General features: G+C 60.4%; 19 protein-coding genes. 4 read left to right on the top strand and 15 right to left on the bottom strand.

The window, feature by feature from the left end; translation table 11 throughout:
- Positions 1 to 68: 68 nt before the first annotated feature.
- From BO74_RS11085 to BO74_RS11015, 15 genes are all read right to left on the bottom strand, one after another.
- Positions 69 to 1,028 (bottom strand): Bug family tripartite tricarboxylate transporter substrate binding protein, encoded by a 960-nt coding sequence (locus BO74_RS11085; protein WP_496442336.1) that lies wholly within the window; start codon positions 1,026 to 1,028, stop codon positions 69 to 71.
- Positions 1,029 to 1,358: 330 nt separating this feature from the next.
- Entirely contained in the window at positions 1,359 to 1,904 is a 546-nt protein-coding gene (locus BO74_RS11080) for a P-loop NTPase family protein (protein ID WP_496442334.1), read from the bottom strand.
- A gap of 72 nt (positions 1,905 to 1,976) precedes the next feature.
- A complete protein-coding gene (locus BO74_RS11075) occupies positions 1,977 to 3,275 on the bottom strand; it encodes a DUF6198 family protein (RefSeq protein WP_496442332.1) in 1,299 nt (432 codons plus the stop codon).
- Positions 3,276 to 3,492: 217 nt separating this feature from the next.
- Positions 3,493 to 4,764 carry a putative Na+/H+ antiporter gene (locus BO74_RS11070; protein WP_496442331.1) on the bottom strand — a complete coding sequence of 424 codons (1,272 nt, stop codon included), beginning with the start codon at positions 4,762 to 4,764 and terminating at the stop codon, positions 3,493 to 3,495.
- 139 nt (positions 4,765 to 4,903) lie between these two features.
- Entirely contained in the window at positions 4,904 to 5,593 is a 690-nt protein-coding gene (gene rpe, locus BO74_RS11065) for a ribulose-phosphate 3-epimerase (RefSeq protein WP_496442329.1), read from the bottom strand.
- Between the two features lie 54 nt (positions 5,594 to 5,647).
- Positions 5,648 to 7,240, bottom strand: coding sequence for an HD domain-containing phosphohydrolase (locus BO74_RS11060; protein ID WP_496442327.1), 1,593 nt, complete (start codon positions 7,238 to 7,240; stop codon positions 5,648 to 5,650).
- Between the two features lie 54 nt (positions 7,241 to 7,294).
- Entirely contained in the window at positions 7,295 to 8,068 is a 774-nt protein-coding gene (locus BO74_RS11055) for an MBL fold metallo-hydrolase (protein WP_496442325.1), read from the bottom strand.
- Between the two features lie 108 nt (positions 8,069 to 8,176).
- Positions 8,177 to 8,866, bottom strand: a complete 690-nt coding sequence (locus BO74_RS11050) for an FHA domain-containing protein (RefSeq protein WP_496442323.1) — start codon at positions 8,864 to 8,866, stop codon at positions 8,177 to 8,179.
- A gap of 18 nt (positions 8,867 to 8,884) precedes the next feature.
- Entirely contained in the window at positions 8,885 to 9,670 is a 786-nt protein-coding gene (locus tag BO74_RS11045; protein WP_496442321.1) for a Stp1/IreP family PP2C-type Ser/Thr phosphatase, read from the bottom strand.
- Between the two features lie 135 nt (positions 9,671 to 9,805).
- Positions 9,806 to 10,765 carry an ornithine cyclodeaminase family protein gene (locus BO74_RS11040; RefSeq protein WP_496442320.1) on the bottom strand — a complete coding sequence of 320 codons (960 nt, stop codon included), beginning with the start codon at positions 10,763 to 10,765 and terminating at the stop codon, positions 9,806 to 9,808.
- A gap of 78 nt (positions 10,766 to 10,843) precedes the next feature.
- A complete protein-coding gene (locus BO74_RS11035; RefSeq protein ID WP_496442318.1) occupies positions 10,844 to 11,686 on the bottom strand; it encodes an ABC transporter permease in 843 nt (280 codons plus the stop codon).
- Positions 11,686 to 12,606 carry an ABC transporter permease gene (locus BO74_RS11030; RefSeq protein WP_496442317.1) on the bottom strand — a complete coding sequence of 307 codons (921 nt, stop codon included), beginning with the start codon at positions 12,604 to 12,606 and terminating at the stop codon, positions 11,686 to 11,688. The genes BO74_RS11035 and BO74_RS11030 overlap by 1 nt, the downstream gene beginning before the upstream one ends.
- A gap of 13 nt (positions 12,607 to 12,619) precedes the next feature.
- Positions 12,620 to 13,729 carry an ABC transporter ATP-binding protein gene (locus tag BO74_RS11025; protein WP_496442315.1) on the bottom strand — a complete coding sequence of 370 codons (1,110 nt, stop codon included), beginning with the start codon at positions 13,727 to 13,729 and terminating at the stop codon, positions 12,620 to 12,622.
- Positions 13,730 to 13,736: 7 nt separating this feature from the next.
- Entirely contained in the window at positions 13,737 to 14,858 is a 1,122-nt protein-coding gene (locus BO74_RS11020) for a polyamine ABC transporter substrate-binding protein (RefSeq protein ID WP_496442313.1), read from the bottom strand.
- A gap of 235 nt (positions 14,859 to 15,093) precedes the next feature.
- Positions 15,094 to 15,597 carry a disulfide bond formation protein B gene (locus BO74_RS11015; RefSeq protein WP_496442311.1) on the bottom strand — a complete coding sequence of 168 codons (504 nt, stop codon included), beginning with the start codon at positions 15,595 to 15,597 and terminating at the stop codon, positions 15,094 to 15,096.
- 131 nt (positions 15,598 to 15,728) lie between these two features.
- Between BO74_RS11015 and BO74_RS11010 the strand changes: the two genes are divergently transcribed.
- The 4 genes from BO74_RS11010 (at position 15,729) to BO74_RS10995 (ending at position 18,258) form a co-directional block, all read left to right on the top strand.
- Entirely contained in the window at positions 15,729 to 16,445 is a 717-nt protein-coding gene (locus BO74_RS11010; RefSeq protein ID WP_496442309.1) for a winged helix-turn-helix domain-containing protein, read from the top strand.
- Positions 16,432 to 17,853: an ATP-binding protein gene (locus BO74_RS11005; RefSeq protein WP_496442307.1), complete on the top strand. Its 1,422-nt coding sequence runs from the start codon at positions 16,432 to 16,434 to the stop codon at positions 17,851 to 17,853. The genes BO74_RS11010 and BO74_RS11005 overlap by 14 nt, the downstream gene beginning before the upstream one ends.
- Positions 17,854 to 17,929: 76 nt before the next feature.
- On the top strand, positions 17,930 to 18,064 hold the full coding sequence (locus BO74_RS11000) for a hypothetical protein (protein ID WP_496442305.1): 135 nt from the start codon (positions 17,930 to 17,932) through the stop codon (positions 18,062 to 18,064).
- A 5-nt stretch (positions 18,065 to 18,069) separates the two neighbouring features.
- Positions 18,070 to 18,258: a hypothetical protein gene (locus tag BO74_RS10995; protein WP_496442304.1), complete on the top strand. Its 189-nt coding sequence runs from the start codon at positions 18,070 to 18,072 to the stop codon at positions 18,256 to 18,258.
- The last annotated feature ends 359 nt before the right edge of the window (positions 18,259 to 18,617 follow it).

The following is an 18,617-nucleotide window of genomic DNA, read 5'->3' as shown; positions in this document are numbered from 1 at the left end:
CTTGCCCGTCGAGGGGACCCACGACAGACGCATTGAATCCAGCATCCAGCCGACCGAAAATGCTAGGCTTATTTGCTCCAGGGGTTGGTTTCCCATACTTTCTTGGCAATCGCGTCCTGCTGCTTCGTCTGCTCCTCGTAGTCCTTGCCACCGACGTACTCGAGCTGTGCACCTGTCGCCTTCATCGCCTTCTGGAACTCCGGATTGTCATAAGCCGCCTTGAACGCGGCGATCAGTTTCTCACGCACGGCATCGGGCAGCCCCGCCGGCGCAACGAAGCCGCGCGTGGTTCCCATCTTGATATCGAATCCTTGCTCCTTGGCTGTCGGAATATTCGGTGCAAGCGGTGAACGTTCCTTCTGTGCCACGCAAAGCGTTTTCAATTCGTCCTCGAAACCGATCACCTCGCTGAGGTTCATCGCCGATGAATCCACGTGTCCTCCCATCAGGGCGCTCCGGGCCGGGGCCGTTCCCTTGAACGGCACATAGTCGATGCGAATCCCGCTCTGCTCTCCCAGCGCCATCATGACGAACTGGTCATCCCCGCCCATGGTCGATACCGCGACCGTCACGCCATTGGGACTTTGCTTGCCCTGCTTCACGAGGTCCGCAAGCGAATTGGCGTTCGATGCCTTGTTAACGACGATGACGCTTGGGTCATTCACGATGTTCGCGATGTAGGTGAAGCTGCCGACACCATACTCCGTCTTCCTATCGTGGGTCCGTGCTACCGTTCCCGGCAAGGTAAACAAACCAATCGTGTAGCCGTCGGGTTTTGCCTTCGCGACTTGCGTGGTGCCAATCAACCCGCCGGCCCCCGGCACATTCTTCACGACGATCTTCGCCCCCTTCAGATTCTTCTCGACATACGGAGAAATCAACCGCGCCAAGGTATCGGTCCCCCCTCCGGCCGCGAATCCGACGATCAAGTTGATGTCCTTTTCGGGATACGAATCATCCGCCGCAAAGGAAGGCGCTGCGCAAAAAGTCACAGCAAGCGTGGCAACGGCTGCATTGAGTAGCTTCATCGGAACCTCCTGTATATGGTTATTACGGTATCGAACTCCTTGGCTCGAACCGCTTGTGAGGCATCATCGGAACAATGACCCATAGCGTCCAATCGATTATTTCTTCCAATCGATAGATTTCGTTTTCAGGATTGTTCGCGGGACAGCCACATCTGCCTGGCCGGCGGCGATACAAGAGGGAACGAAGTCGCGCGGCGCGTTGGAGCCGGCTGCCAGAGAAAGAGAGAAGCGCTGAAGAAGCAGTCAACCCGGCGGGGGTCGGGGTCCGGTTCGTTGAATTTTCTGGTTTTTGGTCTACGCCGGGATGACGAATCCCGGCGGTTTATGTGCTTAAAGCGGCAGCGTGTCGAAGGTGGAGTAAACGGACTTCAGCCAGGTCTTCACGCGCTGGCGCTTCAGCAACGTGAAATCGGAACCACGCCCCTCGTTCTTCACCACAAAATAATTCGGTCCTTCTCCATAGGAAGCAAGAAGACGGTCCAGCAAGTCGACTGAATCTTTTCCGGCATCGGCCAGATGCCAGAAATTGACTGCCACATCCATCTCCGCGAGCAGCGCGACGAGGTCGGAATCCTTGATCCAGCGCGCCAACGGCGCAGCCGTTTGCGCGGCAAGGTCAACAATCACGCTCGCCTGTTTTCCGTCTGCTGCCTCACTCTCAAAAACGCTGACGACCTGATCCAGCCCGTCGTAGCTATCAACGACGATGGGAGAGGCATAGTCTGCATAGAAGCGGGTTAAGGATGTATGCGAGCGATCGGTATCGAAGCCCGTGAACGGACGTTCGCGATCGATGAAGTATTGCGCCAGGACACGGGCTGCAACCGACTTGCCTACGCCACCTTTTTCACCGCCGATAAAATTGAGTGATTTCATGTTTCCTTCTGCGTCGTCAAAAAATCATTGATCAATGACCAGGCGATTATAGCCACGGGTATCCGGCATTCCTCAACGGACGACCGCTGGCGCGTTGGCACGCACCGCCGCGACCACAAGATCGGCTGAACCTTCGATGCCGAACCGCGAACTGTCGATGGAGAGGTCGTAGCTTCCCATCACGCCCCATTTCTGGTGTGTGAAATGCTCGCAGTAATTCGCACGTTCCCGGTCGCGGGTATCCAGTTCCCGCTCCGCCTGCGCACGCTCGATACCGTAATCGCCGATGATTCGTTCGATCCGCGCCGGACGGGCGGCGTGGATGAAAACGCTCAGACAGTTGGGGCGCCCACGCAAAATCGATTCGGCGTTGCGCCCGACGATGACGCACGACTCTTTTTCCGCAAGCTCATGCACAACCTTCGCCTGAGCCAGGAACAACGCGTCGAGCGGCGGAGTCTCTCCATCGGCATACGCGTAGTTCTGGCTGTACAACTCGTACAGCCACCCGCTCGTCAGCTTTTGCTCGTGCGCTTCGACATAGTCAGGAGACAGCCGTGCCTCGGCGGCAGACAACGCGACCAGTTCCTTGTCGTAAAACGGGACACCCAGTTTTCGCGCGACAATTTCCCCGATCGCGTGACCTCCGCTACCGTATTCCCGGGCGATGGTCACGACAAATTTCTCAACGGCCACCGGCTGCGCTTCCTTCTCACTCGCCGGGACGCTGGTACCGACCCAGGTATCGACGAATTTCAGATGGCGATTGAACAGCCTGATGAAGAACCCGACCAGAAGCGCCGCCAACACCGTCCCCTCGCGGATACCACGCACCTCGCGCAGCATGGTCAGCGAACAAACAAGCGCAAGCAATACCAACGTGCAGTCGAGGCCGATCTTGACCTTGCCGAATTCGCGTTTGAACACGCGAACGACCGCGACAACGACTCCCTCCCCGGCCATGTACGACAGCTTCGCCTTGATTTCCAGACACACGCCAAAGGCAATGACCAGGGCACTGAAGAGGCACAACGCCATTTGCTGCGGATATCCGGTGACGTAGTGACGTGCTGAAACCAGCGCCAGAGTCCAGTCGGTAAACAAGCTGAACAGCAACACAATTGGAATCTGGAGAAGTTGCGTCAGGCGGAAGTCACGCTTGAGCAAAAAGACCTGCGAGAAGACCAGCAGCAAGTTCATGACCATCGTAAACACCCCCATCGACCACGGGAAGATGAGGCTGAGCACATAAGGCAGGCTGGAAATCGGCGAGGTGCCCAGGTTGGCCTTGACCGAAAGGGCAACGCCGAAAGCCATGATGAACAAACCGGAAAAAAGGACGAAGAACCGCTTCGCAAATACGGAAAACATGGGGGACAAAAGCGGCGAATCGGGCGCCGAAATGGTGACGAAGCAGCGAATGTTACGCTGAATCAACATGAACGGCAGGAAGCAAGCGCTTCCATGCAGGGCGATCGCATGAATGCCCTACGCATTGACTCCTCGCACTTCAAGGGCTACAGCATTTACACAAGTCCGTTGCCATCACGATGTGTGCATACAGAAGCCCTTCAAGGGGGTAGGCGACCTAGCGGATCAAGAACGCAAGCATCGCCATGCCGGTCGGCGGCAGCGCATGCAGAAACAACCGCACCGGGCTCACGGCCTGGTCGCGGAACGAATCTTTCAGGATCGAGAGGCCCGCCGGATTCGGTGCGTTAGCGATGACCGTCAGGCCGCCGCCCGTAACCGCCCCGGCGACGAGGGCATACTTGAACTGCTCACTGCCCCCCGACACCAGCGACCCCAGGTAGGTCAGCGCCGCGTTGTCGGTAATCGCCGTCAGGCCGGTCGAAATGAAGTAGATCAGCGTCGGCGACATGTCGCCCAGCACCTGCTCCAGCCACCATTTCTGCAAACCGCCGAGCGTCACGAGACCGGCAAGGAAGAACGAGACCAGCAGGGCTTCGCGCAGGAAGAGCTTCTCGTGCTGGTGGCGCTTGTACGCTTCCGTAAAGCCGAGGAACAACAGGAAGATGCCGAGGAAGATCACCGGGTGATGCGAAAAGAACACCACGCCGACCATGAACAGGATGTGGATCGCGCTCACCACCATTGGCGGAGCAACTCTCTCCTCGTCCGCCTTGATCCGCGCCTTGACCAGCAACTCCTCCCGGAACAGCCAGGTAATGCCCGCCGCATTGATCAATACGGCAATGGCCGCGCGCCAGCCGAAATGCGTGAGCATGAACAGCGTGCTCCAATCCCACTTGGCGGCCACCATCAACACCGGCGGCGCCGCGAAATTTGTCAAGGTTCCGCCGATGGAGATATTGACGAACAGCACGGCCAGGGTGGCGTATTTCATCCGCTCGGTCAGCGTGCTCTTGAAATACACGTCGCGCAGAAGCAGGGCCGCCAACGTCATCGCGCCAGGCTCGGTGATGAACGAGCCGAACAGCGGAACCAGACTCAGGCAGAGGAAATAGAACGCCTGCTCCTTCGGTATCGGCATCAGCCGGGCCACACCTTTGACGAAGGACGCCACGGCGCTCAATACCGGACGCGTCGATGCGATGACCATGATCGCCAGCACGAAGAGTGGCTCGGTGTAATTGAGCCCATCGAGGTACTTGATCACCGTGCTCGAATCGAGGGTGATGTACAGCGTCGCCATCAGCATGAATGCCCAGAAGCCGAAAACGACCTCGACTTCGCCGAGCAAGTGCCACAAACCGGCATGCTGCGGCTGGACGCGCGCCATGCGGGCAAAGATCTTCGTCGAGAAGGTATGCGCCACGGCGATCGCGAATACTACGGTTGCCACGAGTTCCATCGTGTTCGGGCCAGACAGGTCCATAGAAAACTCCCTTTATTGCAACCGGATTCCTGCAGTTCGGTGCAAGAGCACGAACCAGGCTGACGCTACGTCGGGCGACCTTGCCCCGGTAAGGAGGTGACGGCCAGGCTGATCGCCGGGCAACGTCGCCTCCGGCATGTCACACCCGCGCCAGTTGCGCGCGCATGGCGGCGATCACCGAATCGTAACGGTGCGGGCCGTCCTCCTGACCGGCTTCGTAAATGGCCGAACCGGCGACGAAGGTATCCGCGCCGGCCAGCGCGATCGCGGCGATGTTGTCCACCTTGACCCCGCCGTCGATCTCGATGCGGATCCGGCGACCGCTTTCCAGCTCGTACTCCTTGATCCGCGCCCGCGCTTCCTGCAGCTTGGTCAGCGTCGACGGGATGAACTTCTGACCGCCGAAGCCGGGATTGACCCCCATCAGCAGGACGAGGTCGAGCTTGTCCATCACGTAATCCATGTAGTGCAGCGGCGTCGCCGGATTGAACACCAGACCGGCCTGGCAGCCGTGTTCGCGAATGATCGACAGACTGCGGTCGACATGATCCGAGGCTTCCGGGTGGAAGGTGATGACGTTCGCCCCGGCTTTGGCGAAATCGACGATCAATTTATCCACCGGCTTGGCCATCAGGTGCACATCGATCACCGCTTGGGTCAGCGGACGAATCGCCTTGCAGACCATCGGACCGATGGTCATGTTGGGGACGTAGTGGTTGTCCATCACGTCGAAATGGATCCAGTCGGCGCCTGAGGCGATGACGTCGACCACTTCTTCGCCGAGCCGGGTGAAATCGGCGGAAAGGATGCTGGGAGCGATCAGATACATGAGCCTGCCTGCGAAAAAATCACAATTCTACCGCGTCACCGCTACCACGGACTTTCAGCCGAAGAGGTCGATCTGGTCGGAATCAAGATGTTGCCAAGCGTACTTCAAGTGGATCTTCTGCGCGACGAAGACGTCATATACGTCGCGGTCGATGTGCCCGTTGCGGCTCAGGTTTTCCAGCACGTGCATCGCCTCCGAAAGTTTCATCCCGGGCTTGTACGGGCGGTCACGGGCCGTGAGAGCCTCGAAGATGTCGGCAACCGCCATGATCCGCGCCGGCAACGACATCTGCGCCCCGGTCAAGCCCTTCGGGTAACCCCGGCCATCGACCCGCTCATGATGGCCGCCGGCATACTCCGGAACGTTCCGGAGATGCATCGGCCACGGCAGCGACTCGAGCATCCTGTTGGTCGCGACGATATGATGGTTGACCGTCTCGCGCTCCGTCCGTGTCAGTGTTCCGTAGCGGATAGTCAGGTTCTCGATCTCGTCGTCGGTCAGGAAATCAACCTCCTCGCCCTCCGGATTGACCCAGCGGTAGCGCCGCGAAATCTGTCGCACAGGCACCTGATCTTCCGGCCGCATGGCTTCGCTACCCTTGTTGACCTGCCATAGAAAGGCGCGGTCTTCGGCGATCCGTTGCAGTATTTCGCCGAATTCGCGTTCGGCCACGGTCTTGTCGGCGCCGGCGAGAACAGCCCGCAGCATTGCTGTTTCGGCATCCCGGCGAACGACCTCGAAGCGGGTATCGATCAGCTCGATGCGATCGAAGATCGTCTGCAGCTTGGTCGCCTTGTCCACGATGTGCACCGGCGTGGTGATCTTGCCGCAGTCGTGCAGCAAACCGGCGATCTTCAGCTCGTAGCGATCCTTGTCGGTCATGACGAAGTCGGCCAGCGGCCCGCTGCGCACCGCCGAGACGGCGTCTGCGAGCATCATGGTCAGCGCTGGAACGCGCTGGCAATGCCCGCCGGTGTAGGGGGACTTCTCGTCGATCGCCAGGTTGATCAGCGAAATGAACGACTCGAAAAGCCGCTCCAGCTGTCCGACGAGCAGGCGATTGGTCAGCGCCACCGCCGCCTGCGAAGCCAGCGACTCGGCGAGGCGCCGGTCGCTATCAGAGAAGGCGCACACCGCGCCGGTCACCGGATCGATCGCGTTGATCAACTGCAGAACGCCGATGACCTCGTTCTCGTGATTCTTCATCGGCACGGTCAGGAACGACTGCGAACGATAGCCGGTGACCTGATCAAAACTGCACGTCCCGGAAAAATCGAACCCTGCCTCCGTGTAGGCGTCGGCAACGCTGACGGTACGCGCCTGGAGTGCGCAATACGCCGCCACGAGGTGGGTATTCGGCGCACCATCCGCGTGGAAAAGCGGCAGGTCGGGGAATCGCGCCGAGATCGGCTCGCCGGCCCCCCCGCCGAAAGCCAGCTTCAACGAATCGGTCCGGACAATCTCGAAACGCAACGACTGGCGGTCTTCGCTGACACGGTACAAGGTGCCGCCATCGGCGCGCGTGATGGCCTTCGCGGCCAGCAGGATGCTTTCGAGCAGCCGTCCGATGTTCTGCTCGTTCGACAGCGACGCACCGATTTCATTGAGTTGCTCGTAGCGTTGGGAGAGATCGGCAGAAACACTCACGGACAAAAGCTCCGCGCGAACCGGAAAAAGAACGGCTGGCGCATTCCCGGCATCCTAAAACTCAAAGACCTGCCCATCCCGCAATATTCCCGGACGCTTGCCGGCACCATCGGCAATCTCGTCGATGATCGCCGCCGCCTGTCCGGGCTTCAGGTGCGTCACAAGAACCTCGACGGGTGAAACCAGTTTGGCCAGTTCAGCACGCAGCAAGCGCGGGCTCAGATGTTTTGAAACACGTGCCAGGATCTCTTCGCTGTCGGAGAAAGCCGCTTCGACAAGCAGATAGCGTAGATTGGTGATCCGGTTAACGATCGGCCAGAGCTGCTCGTTAACCGTCGTATCCCCGGTAAATACCAGGCTTCCTTGCCCCGAATCAAGGTGATACCCGACCGCAGGAACCGTATGCTCCGCCGGCAAGGCGGTAATGTTGCGCCCCGCCAGCACCGTAGTCTGTCCAACCGTAATCGGCCGATACTGCAGGATCTGCCGGTCGCGAACCGATATTTCGCTGAAGTCCGGCCAGATCGCCCAGTTGAAGACGTGGCTGCGGATCGTCTCGAGCGTCGCGGCCAGCGCATGCACGGTCACCGGAGTTTTCCTGAGGTCAGCCACGGCATCGATCATCAGCGGCAGTGCCGCGATATGGTCGAGATGCGAGTGGGTAATGAAAACGTGATCTATCGCCGCCAGTTCCGGCAGCGACAATTCGGCAAGCCCCGTCCCGGCGTCGATCAGAATATCGTCGTCGACCAGGAACGATGTGGTTCGCCAGTTTCCGCCGCCAATGCCACCAATACCACCACTGCACCCAAGGACCCGGACTTTCATCGTTTCCCGATTACCCCCCGATTATGATGTGGAAAATCCTAGCCCATCAGTTGCCGAGGCTACAGGAACTATTTCACAGCCGGAACGGCAGGAATCCCCGACCACCCCTCAACTTTTCAGGAAGAACTCCATCTTTATGCCGGCAATCTGAATCACGTCGTGATCCGCCAGCGGATGCGCCTGCGTACCAAGCTGCTGGCCATTCACGGAGGGATAGGTCGGCCCTTCCACGTGGGTGATGAAATACCCTTGCGGGCGCCGGGCGATCACTGCCACCTGGACACCGGGTTTGCCCAGGGTCGTCAACGATTTGGTCAATTCGAGCTCACGCCCGGCATTGGCGCCGTTGAGCACCTGAATCGCGCCAACGGCCGATGGGGTTGCCGGCGGCGCCGACGACGTGTGGCCTCCCGAGCTGCTTGACTCCGCAACGATCGTTGGCACCGGACGCCCCTCGCCCGGGCGCAGCACCATGGTCTTCTCGAAATCCGCTTCCGCGGTGGACGTGGCTTGCTCGGCGATGTATTTGAGCTTGTATTTGCCGAGTTCGACAACATCGCCGTTCTTCAGGAAATGTTTCTTCACCGGCTGCCCGTTCACCAGCGTGCCGTTGGTACTGTTCAGATCCTCGAGGAAGGAATCGTTGAGGATGGTCACCACCGCGGCATGCTCGCCGCTGATCGCCAGGTTGTCAATCTGAATGTCATTACTCGGGCGCCGGCCGATGGTGGTCCGTTCCTTGGTCAGCGTGATCTCCTTGAGAACCAGGCCGTCCATGCTCAAAATCAGTTTTGCCATTGTTTTTTCACCTGTTCCTCAAAACGGCTGCAGGACCTTGACGACGACGACCGACACGTTGTCCCGCCCGCCGTTGTCGTTGGCCATCTGAACGAGTTGCGTGGCCGCCAGTTCCGGATTGGCCGAGAGCATCTGCAGCGCCAGGGCTATCTCTTCGTCCGGCAGCATGTCGTTCAGGCCGTCGGAGCAGAACAGGTAGAGGTCGCCCGGAAGCACCGGGAATTCGTTGATCTCGGGATCGACCGCCGGATCGACGCCCAGGGCCCGTGTCACCAGATTCTTGTTTTGGGAAAAGCGAGCCTCTTCCGGCGTAATCATTCCGCAGTCGATCTGCTGCTGCAGCAGTGAATGATCGCGGGTCATCACGCAGAGCGCCTCGTCGCGCAGGCGATACAGTCGCGAATCGCCGACATGCGCCACGGTCACGCGGCCGTCATGGAAGAGCGCGCTCACCAGCGTCGTCCCCATCCCGGCAAAGTCAGGCTCGCAGCTTGCCGCGTTGTAGATTGCCGTATTCGCCTTCTCGATGCTTTCCCGTAGGCAGGTACTGGCAAACGCCGGAGCATTCACTCCGCTCCCGGCAGCGGACGGCGTGTCAAAAAACGAGGTTTCGAGCGCCGAGGCCAGAAACGAAGTCGCCATTCCGCTGGCGACCTCACCGGCGTTGTAGCCGCCCATTCCGTCGGCCAGGATCACCAGGCCGCGAACAGGATTGGCGAAGACGGAATCTTCATTGAGCCCGCGAACCAGCCCCGGATCGGTCCGCACGGCAATTTCGAGCGCTTCGCTCAGTCCCCTGGCCACAAACTCCCCCGTCGATGAATTCGTGTAAAGTCGGTTACCCCGCCATTTCCTGCTGCGGGACCGTGGCGCATTGTCATGGCAAGACGCGCGCGCCGTCAATCGTCAGCGCAGGCGCTTGCCCGTTTCTTAATCGCCCTAATCACCATAAGGCAACTCGACCCCCATCCCCTGCTCGCGAGCGAGCGCCTCAAGGCGCACCGCGACGGCAATGTCCTGAATCGCCATGCCCTGCGATTCGAAGAGGGTAATGTCTTCGGGCTTCGCGCGGCCGGGATGGCTGCCGACGATCACGTCGCCGAGCTCGACCAGCTGGCGCTCATTGAGACGGCCCTTCTCCAGCACCGGCAGCAGGTCGCCCGCTTCCTTGAGCGCCGTATCGACGCTATCGACTACGATCGGCTTGCAGATTTTGAGCACATCCTCGCCGACTTCACGGCGAATCAGCGAATTCGATCCGGCGGCATTGATGTGCGTTCCGGGCGACAACCAGGCGGCATCGAACAACGGCGAACTGGCCGTGGTGATGGTGCTGACGATATCGCTGCCACGCACTGTGTCTTCGGCCGACGCTGCCGGAACGACGTCGATTTCGAGACGGTCCGACATCCGGGCGCAGAACGCCGCGAGGCGTTCCGCGTTGCGCGCGAACACCTTTACCTTGCTCAGTTTGCGCACAGCGGCGACAGCCTCGATGTTGCCCTCCGCCTGCCAGCCAGCGCCAAAGACGCCAAGGACCTCGGCGTCCGGGCGGGCCAGCCACTTGGTCGCCACGCCCGAAGCCGCGCCGGTACGCATCATGCCGAGGTAATCGGCCTGCATCACCACACGCAGCGAGCCACTGGCCGCGCTGAAGACGTGGACCAGGAAACGGATGCCGGAGCGGTTGCTGGTGTACGCCTTGTAACCGATCGCGTCGCGGCCGGGCAGCGCGCCTTGCAGGATGTGCAGAGCCGTCTGCGGCAGACGGGTGCGCTGTCGGGGGATGTCGATCGCCCGGTTGTGCGCAAGCTCGCGGTGCGCCTCCTCGACCGCATCGATGGTCATCGGCATGGTTAACAGTTGGCGGACATCGTCCTCGTTCAGAAACAGCGCCATCTCCCCTCCTCAAGTCGTATCTGCGTTGTTGAAAATTACGGGCCAACCGCAACGGTAACGCCCTCGGTCTTCATTCGATCAACCGGGGCGCTGCGCGGCCGCAGCCTCCAGAGATCGTCTGCGTTCCTGTTTCGCCAGAACGTAGCTGGCGATCGTCACCCCGATGGCCACGATGACCACGACGACCGTTGCGATCGCATTGACCGACGGATTCAGCCCGAGCCGCGCCCGCGAGAAAATCACCAGCGGCATGGTCGTCGAGCCGGGCCCGGACAGGAATGCGGACAACACCACGTCATCGAGCGACAGGGTGAAGGTCAGCAGCCAGGCGGAAAGCAGCGCCTGCGCAATCATCGGGATCGTCACCAGAAAAAATACCTGCCAGGGCTTCGCGCCGAGATCCTGGGCCGCTTCCTCGAGTTGCGGATTGAGGTCGCGCAGACGCGCCTGAATGACCACCGTGGCGTAGGCCATGCCGACCAGCAGATGCCCCAGCCAGATGGTGACCATCCCGCGGTCCGGCACGCCGAGCAACCGCTGCATCGAAACGAGCATCAGCAGCAACGACAGGCCGACGATGACCTCCGGCATGACCAGCGGTGCGCTGACCATGCCGGAAAAGAAGGTGCGCCCGAAAAAGCGCGGATAGCGGTGCAGCGAGGCGGCTGCGAGGCTGCCGAGGATCACCGCGGCAGTCGCCGTCGAGGTCGCGATCTTCAGGGACAGCCAGAGGCTTTCCTTCAGATCGCTATCAACGAGGAGCGCCCGGTACCAGCGCAGGCTGAATCCGCCCCAGACGTTCGGGACGCTCGACTCCGTAAAACTGTAGACGACGAGCGACACGATCGGCAGGTAGAGGAAGCCGAAGACCGCGACCATCCAGAACCGGGAAAACAGGCGGGATTTCTTGTCCGATCGCATCATCCCTCCTGCGCCTGTACCTGGTTGCGGCCGAAGATGGCCAGCGGCACGATGATGACGAGGATCATCACCACGGCGACCATGGAGGCCATCGGCCAGTCGTTGTTGGAAAAGAACTCGTCCCACAGCACACGGCCGATCATCAAGGTCTCCGGGCCGCCGAGCAGCTCCGGAATCACATACTCGCCGACACAGGGGATGAACACCAGCATGAATCCCGCAACGATGCCGGAACGCGACAGCGGCACGGTGATGCGCCAGAAGGCTTGCCACGGCGTCGCCCCGAGATCCTGCGCGGCCTCGATCAGGCGCAGGTCCATCCTCGACAGGGTGGCGTACAGCGGCAGCACCATGAACGGCAGATAGGTATAAACCATGCCGAGAACGAGGCTGAACGGGCTGTACATCAGCTGGTCGGGTGACGGAATCATCCCGAGGAAGGCGAGCACCTCGTCGATCCCCAGCGCGTGAATCGGCGCCCCGACCCAGCCGTTCGGCTCCAGCAGGCTCTTCCACGCGTAAACGCGGATCAAAAAGCTGGTCCAGAACGGCAGCATGACGCCCATCAGCAACGCCGGCTGCCAGCGCCGCTCGCTGCGCGCCATGAAGTAGGCGAAGGGATAGCCGATCAGCAGGCAAAAGCTCGCGGTGACGAGCGCATACTTGACCGAGACGAAATACGTCGCGACGTACAGATCATCGGTAACCAGTTGAATGAGACTGGCGAGGTGGAGCTGCAGGGTCAGCACCCCGTCCGACAGCGTCAGCAACGGCGTGATCAGCGCCCCGTCCATCTGCGCCAGACTGATGCGGAAGACGAGCAGGAAGGGCAGCAGGAAAAAGATCGACAGCCAGAAGAAGGGGATGCCGATCACCGCGACCCGCGAGCGCGGCCGCCAGGAACCCGTCAGAAAGGGCATGCCGGCACCTCCCTTAATGCGTCAGCACGACTTGCGCCGATGGCGGCCAGCTGGCCCAGACCGTATCGTCCCAGGTCGGCTTGCTTTCGCGATGACGCTGATCGTTCTCTTCGCTGACCTTGAGCTTGGCTCCGCTGGGAAGTCGCAGGAAATACACGCTGTAGCTGCCGAAGTAGGACATTTCCTCGACGACCCCCTGCACGCGATTGTGTTCGCCTTCGGGCTCTTCGCGGCTCAGGTAGATCTTTTCCGGCCGCAGCGCGACCGTAACCGGCAAGCCGACGTGGCCCGTGATGCCGTGACCGACGTAGTGCACGCAGTCGGCACATTCGATGGTGACCGAACTCGGCTGATCGTCGATGACGACCCCCTCCATCAGGTTGACGTTGCCGATGAAGTCCGCGACGAAACGACTGTTCGGCGTCTCGTAGAGTTCGTTCGGCACATCGACCTGCAACAGCAGCCCCTCGTCCATCACGCCGATCCGGTCGGCCATGGTCATCGCTTCTTCCTGATCGTGCGTCACCATGACGCAGGTCACGCCGACGTCCTTGATGATGTTGACCAGTTCGATCTGTGTTTCTTCCCGCAGTTTCTTGTCGAGCGCCCCCAGTGGCTCATCGAGCAACAGCAGCTGCGGCCGCTTGACGAGGCTGCGCGCGAGGGCAACGCGTTGCTGCTGGCCGCCGGAAAGCTGATGCGGCTTACGCTTGCCGAACTTTTCCAGCTTGACAAGCCGCAGCATGCTCTCCACGCGCCCGGCGATTTCATCCTTCGGCAAGCCGTCGCGCCGCAGGCCGAACGCGATGTTGTCCCATACCGAGAGGTGCGGAAACAACGCGTACGACTGGAACATCATGTTGATCGGCCGGCGATACGGCTCCAGTCCGGAAAGATCATGGCCGTTCAGGATGATTTTCCCGGAGGTCGGCGTTTCGAACCCCGCCAGCATCCGAAGCAGCGTCGTCTTGCCACACCCGGACGACCCGAGAAGGGCAAAAATCTCGCCGCGGGCGATATCGAGGCTGACGGAATCTACCGCCCTGACCGCGCCGAAATCTTTCACGACCTCCTTGATCTGGAGAAAGCCGGGATCGTCGGGAATGGGAAACGGAGTACTCATTGCCGTGCTAACGATTGGCCTTGAAGTTGGTGAAGGTACGGGTGATCAGCCGGCGCGTCGCCTGATCCGGCACACCGGGAGCGAGCATCGACTCGAGCACGCTCGCCGCAGGGAACACCGCCTCGTTCCTGGCAATTTCCGGCTTGACGTGCGGCAAGGACGCCTTGTTGGGATTGGCGAAGAAAACGGTGTTCGTCAGGCTGGCATGCACCTCGGGGCGCATGATGTAGTCGATCCACTTGTGCGCGTTCTCGACGTTCTTCGCATCCTTGGGGATCGCCATCACGTCGAAGAACAGCAATCCGCCACTCTTCGGCACCAGCACCTTGATGTTCTGCTGGGTCTTGTTCTCGACGGCACGGTTGGAGGCAATCATGATGTCTCCGGACCAGCCGAGCACGGCGCAGATGCGCCCCTTGGCCAGCTGGTCGATGTAGTCGGATCCCGAACCGACGAAGCGCGTCACGTGCGGACGGATCGTCTTGAGCATCTTTTCCGCCGCGGCATAATCCGCCTTGTCCTTGCTGTACGGATCCTTGCCGATGTAATGCAACGCGATCGGCATCACCTCCGAGGCCGAGTCGAGGAAGGCGACGCCGCACTTCTTCAACTTGCTGGCATAGTCGGGCTTGAAGAGCAGATCCCAGGCATTTTCCGGCAGCTCCCCGCCACCGAGTGCCTGCTTGACCTTATCCACGTTAACCCCGACCGTGGTATAGCCCCACAGCCAGTCGACGAGATAGTCGTTGCCCGGATCCATCTTCGCGAGCTGCGCCTGAATCGCCGGATCCAGGTTCTTCAGGTTCGGCAGCTTGCTTTTGTCGAGCTTCTGCAACAGGCCCGCCGCAATCTGCTGCTTGGCGAAATGCGAGCCGGGAACGACGATGTCGTAACCGGAATTACCGGCCACCAGCTTGGCATGCAACGATTCGTTGCTGTCGAACAAGTCGTAGCGGACCTTGATGCCTGTTTCTTTCTCGAAGTTCTTGACCGTGTCCGGCGCGATGTAATCCGCCCAGTTGTAGATATTGAGAACACCGGCATCCTGTGCGGTCGCGCCGCCGGCTGCCAGAACACAAGCAGACATCACCACGAGCCGACGAAGCTTTGCCGCAATGGTAGTTTTCATCAAAGATCTCCCGGAGGGAAAAACAGGCACCAAGAAAAGCTGCGTATGATACCGAATCAACGGTTTACGAACCACAGCGAGACAACGGGGAACGAACCCCAAGGCATCGCGACGCAAACAACGCGCCCGACCATTTTCACAGGCTTATCCCGGACATCCGGGAGCGGGCTCGACGAATGCACCACAGCGCAACGGCCGGCGCACCATTACGATGCACCGACCGGCGCGCTACCTGCTACTTCAATCGCCCGCCGTCGGCGCACCGTGCCCGCAGGAACCACACAAAGAAGGCCGCCAGAAGAAGAAAGCACAGCATCGACCAGTTGGCCAATGACAGGCCGAGGAAAACCCAGTCCTTTTCCTTGCACAGCCCGGTAACCATGAACATCGACGGCCACACGTTGCCCAGCCAGTCGACGATCCGCTCGACGAGGGTCGGATCACCGAAGCCGCATTCGATCGCATCCTCGGGCGCGAACTGCATCCAGCTTTGCTTGCCGGCGGAGAGGACGCCGCCAACGGCGACAACAACCGCCAGCACGCTCCACGTTTTCGCCCAATCGGGTTTCAAAACGCCGCACACACCGACGAATGCCAGAACGAGGTAAATCAGCCGCTGGAAATTGCACCAATAGCACGGCTGCAGCCGGAACCACTCACCAAGTGTCAAACCGGCCCCGAGCAACCCGAGAGAAACAACGGCCAGTGCACCGAAAACCATCCGAGGGGAAATGCGCATGATGGAAATCCAGAAAAAAACGCAGAGGATTCTATCAGCGCCCAACCAGTTTTCTCTGCGCATTCGAAGTACGATGCGATTCATCGAGTATCATCTTGTCGAACCATTTTTCGGAACGTCATCACAACGCCATGAAAACACGCATCCTGCTGGTCGAGGACGATGACCGCCTGGCCAAACTGACCGCTGAATACCTGCAGAAGAACGATTTCGAGGTCACCATCGAGGCGCGCGGCGATACGGCCGAGACGCGGATCCTGAACGACAATCCGGACCTCGTCATCCTCGACATCATGCTTCCCGGCAAGGACGGATTCGAGGTCTGTCGGGCCGTCCGCGACAAATACCTGGGCGTTATCCTGATGCTCACCGCTCGCGACGAGGACCTCGACCAGATTCTCGGCCTCGAACTCGGCGCCGACGATTACCTATCCAAGCCGGTCCAGCCCCGCCTGCTTCTCGCGCGGATCAAGGCCCTGCTCCGACGCACGCCCGGCGCCGCCCCTGCGGAAGAACAAAGCGAGAGCGGCGACAGTGCGGAACTCTCCTTCGGCAACTTCCGCATCAGCCAGGCAACGCGCAGCACCTATCTCGGCGACGAAATCATCGACCTGACGACCGCGGAATTCGACCTGCTCTGGCTGCTGGCCAAGCATGCCGGAAACATCCTGTCGCGCGACGATCTCCTGCAACAGTTGCGCGGCATCGGTTTCGACGGGCTCGACCGCTCCATCGATGCACGCATCTCCCGCTTGCGGCGCAAGCTGGGCGACGACCCCGAGAATCCGACGCGTATCAAGACCGTTCGCGGCAAGGGCTACCTGTTCAGCAAGCATGACTGGCAATAACACGAGCGACAGCAAAAGCAGCCTGCTGAGCATTCTCGGGCGCAACAAGCACTCGCCCTGGCGCGGCGGCTACAGCCTGTCGCGCCTGTTCCTGAGCTTTTACCTGCTGGTGATGGGCTCGTTCGTGGTCATCGCCTTCGTCGCCGACTTCGTCATCTCGTCCGCCCTGAAGGGCATCACCGACGACTACACCAGCCGCTTCATGCAAGGCACGATCGTGCTCGTCGAGGATGCGCTGTTCCGCAAGCCACGCGGCGAGTGGACCGATATCATCAAGGAACTGGACTCCAAGTTCGCCTACAAGATCGACATCGTCGAGCGCTGGACCCTCAAGCTCAAACCCAAGCAGGCAGAAAAGCTCGATGCCGGCGAACTGGTGGTCGACTCCGAAGGCGATATCATCTACCACCGCCTGAAGCAGACCCCGCAGATTCTCGTCGTCGGGCCGATCCGTCCCGACGGCAACCCCGAAAAACCGCGCACGCTGCCCTTTGAATTGCGCATCCGGCTGCTCACCTGGAGCCTGATCGGACTGTTCCTCGCCATCGCCGTCTGGTTCTGGGTCCGCCCGGTCTGGCGCGACCTCGAGGCCTTGCGCAAGACGGCACGTGCACTCGGCGAGGGCAATTTCGAACGACGCGCGCCGGAGGCCAGAAGCAGCGCATTCGATCTGCTCACCGAAACCCTGAACGGGATGGCCGAGCGTATCCAGCGTTTGATCGCCACGCAGAAGGAGCTTTCGTCCGCCATTTCGCACGAACTGCGGACGCCGATCGCCCGCATGCGCTTCGCCCTCGAAATGCTGGCCGAAACACCGGAAAAGGATGAGCGGGAACGGCTCTGGCAGATGATGGAGGAGGATCTCGACGAACTCGACGAACTCATCGAGTCCAGTCTGGCCTATTCGCGCTTCGAACGGGAGCAGCCGCAGCCGCACCTCACCTCGGTCGATTTCGCCTCCTGGCTGGCGGATGAAGTCGAATCGGTGCGCATTCTCGGCCGTAACCTCGACATCTCGATCGACACCAGCAGCCTGCCGGAAGACCAGAAAGTGGAACTCGATCTGAAGAGCATGCCGTATGCGGTAACCAACCTGCTGCGCAACGCGCTCAAATACACGCGGAGCAGAATCGTCGTCAGCACCGAGGTCGTCGGCAAGAATATCCGGGTGCACGTCGACGACGACGGAATCGGCATCCCTCCGGACGAACGTCAGCGCGTGTTCACCGCCTTCACCCGGCTCGACCGCTCGCGTGACCGCGCGACCGGCGGCCACGGACTGGGTCTGGCCATCGTCCGCCTCGTTCTCGAACAGCACGGCGGCAGCGCCTTTGCCGACGAGTCGCCACTCGGCGGCGCACGCTTCACCCTGAGCTGGCCTCTGTTACAGAGCGTCACACAACCCTGACGAAAGTACTAAACCCCCCCCAAGGCCGTGTACTAAGATCGGCGCCTTGATGATCAGACCGGTGGAACGCTCCCGCATGCTGCTGCTCATTCAGATATCTGCTGTTTTGCGCGACGTGCTGCTCACGATCGCTGACCTTTCCATTCCCCGCCCCCTCCCCGCCCCCCCCATTCCAATTCTTGTTTTTTTCTCTGAAAAAACACACGGTTGAACACCATGGCACTTCGCCCGACGAGGATCCCGATCGCCGAAGGAACCGGAATTTTTGTTGGCGTACTCGCCTGGGATCTGCTCAGCGAGGGACGCCTGGATCTGGTGAAAGCCTTGGCCATTGCCGTGCCATGCACGCTCGTGTGGTTTGCGCTACGCCACTGGAGACAGAAATCCGGTCGTTCGCAGCACTGAACCACCGGTCACATTCGGTCACGAAAAGCGGCAACACGCACCACAGACGCGCCGGCGACTGAACACCTATACTGCAGTCGTTGCTTCAGCGTCCCCCGCTGACAATGTTTGACCCTCCCTGACCCATCGCAACGATGGGACTTTCAATCCCGTGCCACACTGGCGCGGGATTTTTTTATGTGCGCCCGGCACGGGCGCACTCCTGCGGGTGCAAGTCCCGTCGTGAGTTGATCACAGCGAACGAAGTGAAGCGCAACTGCGTGAGGGTGACCGAGCGTGGGAAGGAAGCGTGGATCGTAATCTGCGAGCCGATGGACAAGAACCGGATAGAAGGCGCTGCCGAGCAGGGCGAGCGGGCA

It is taken from the genome of Propionivibrio pelophilus DSM 12018 (assembly GCF_059569095.1).
The sequence above is the reverse complement of the archived record's forward strand: the minus strand, read 5'-3'. Positions and strand labels throughout refer to the sequence as shown.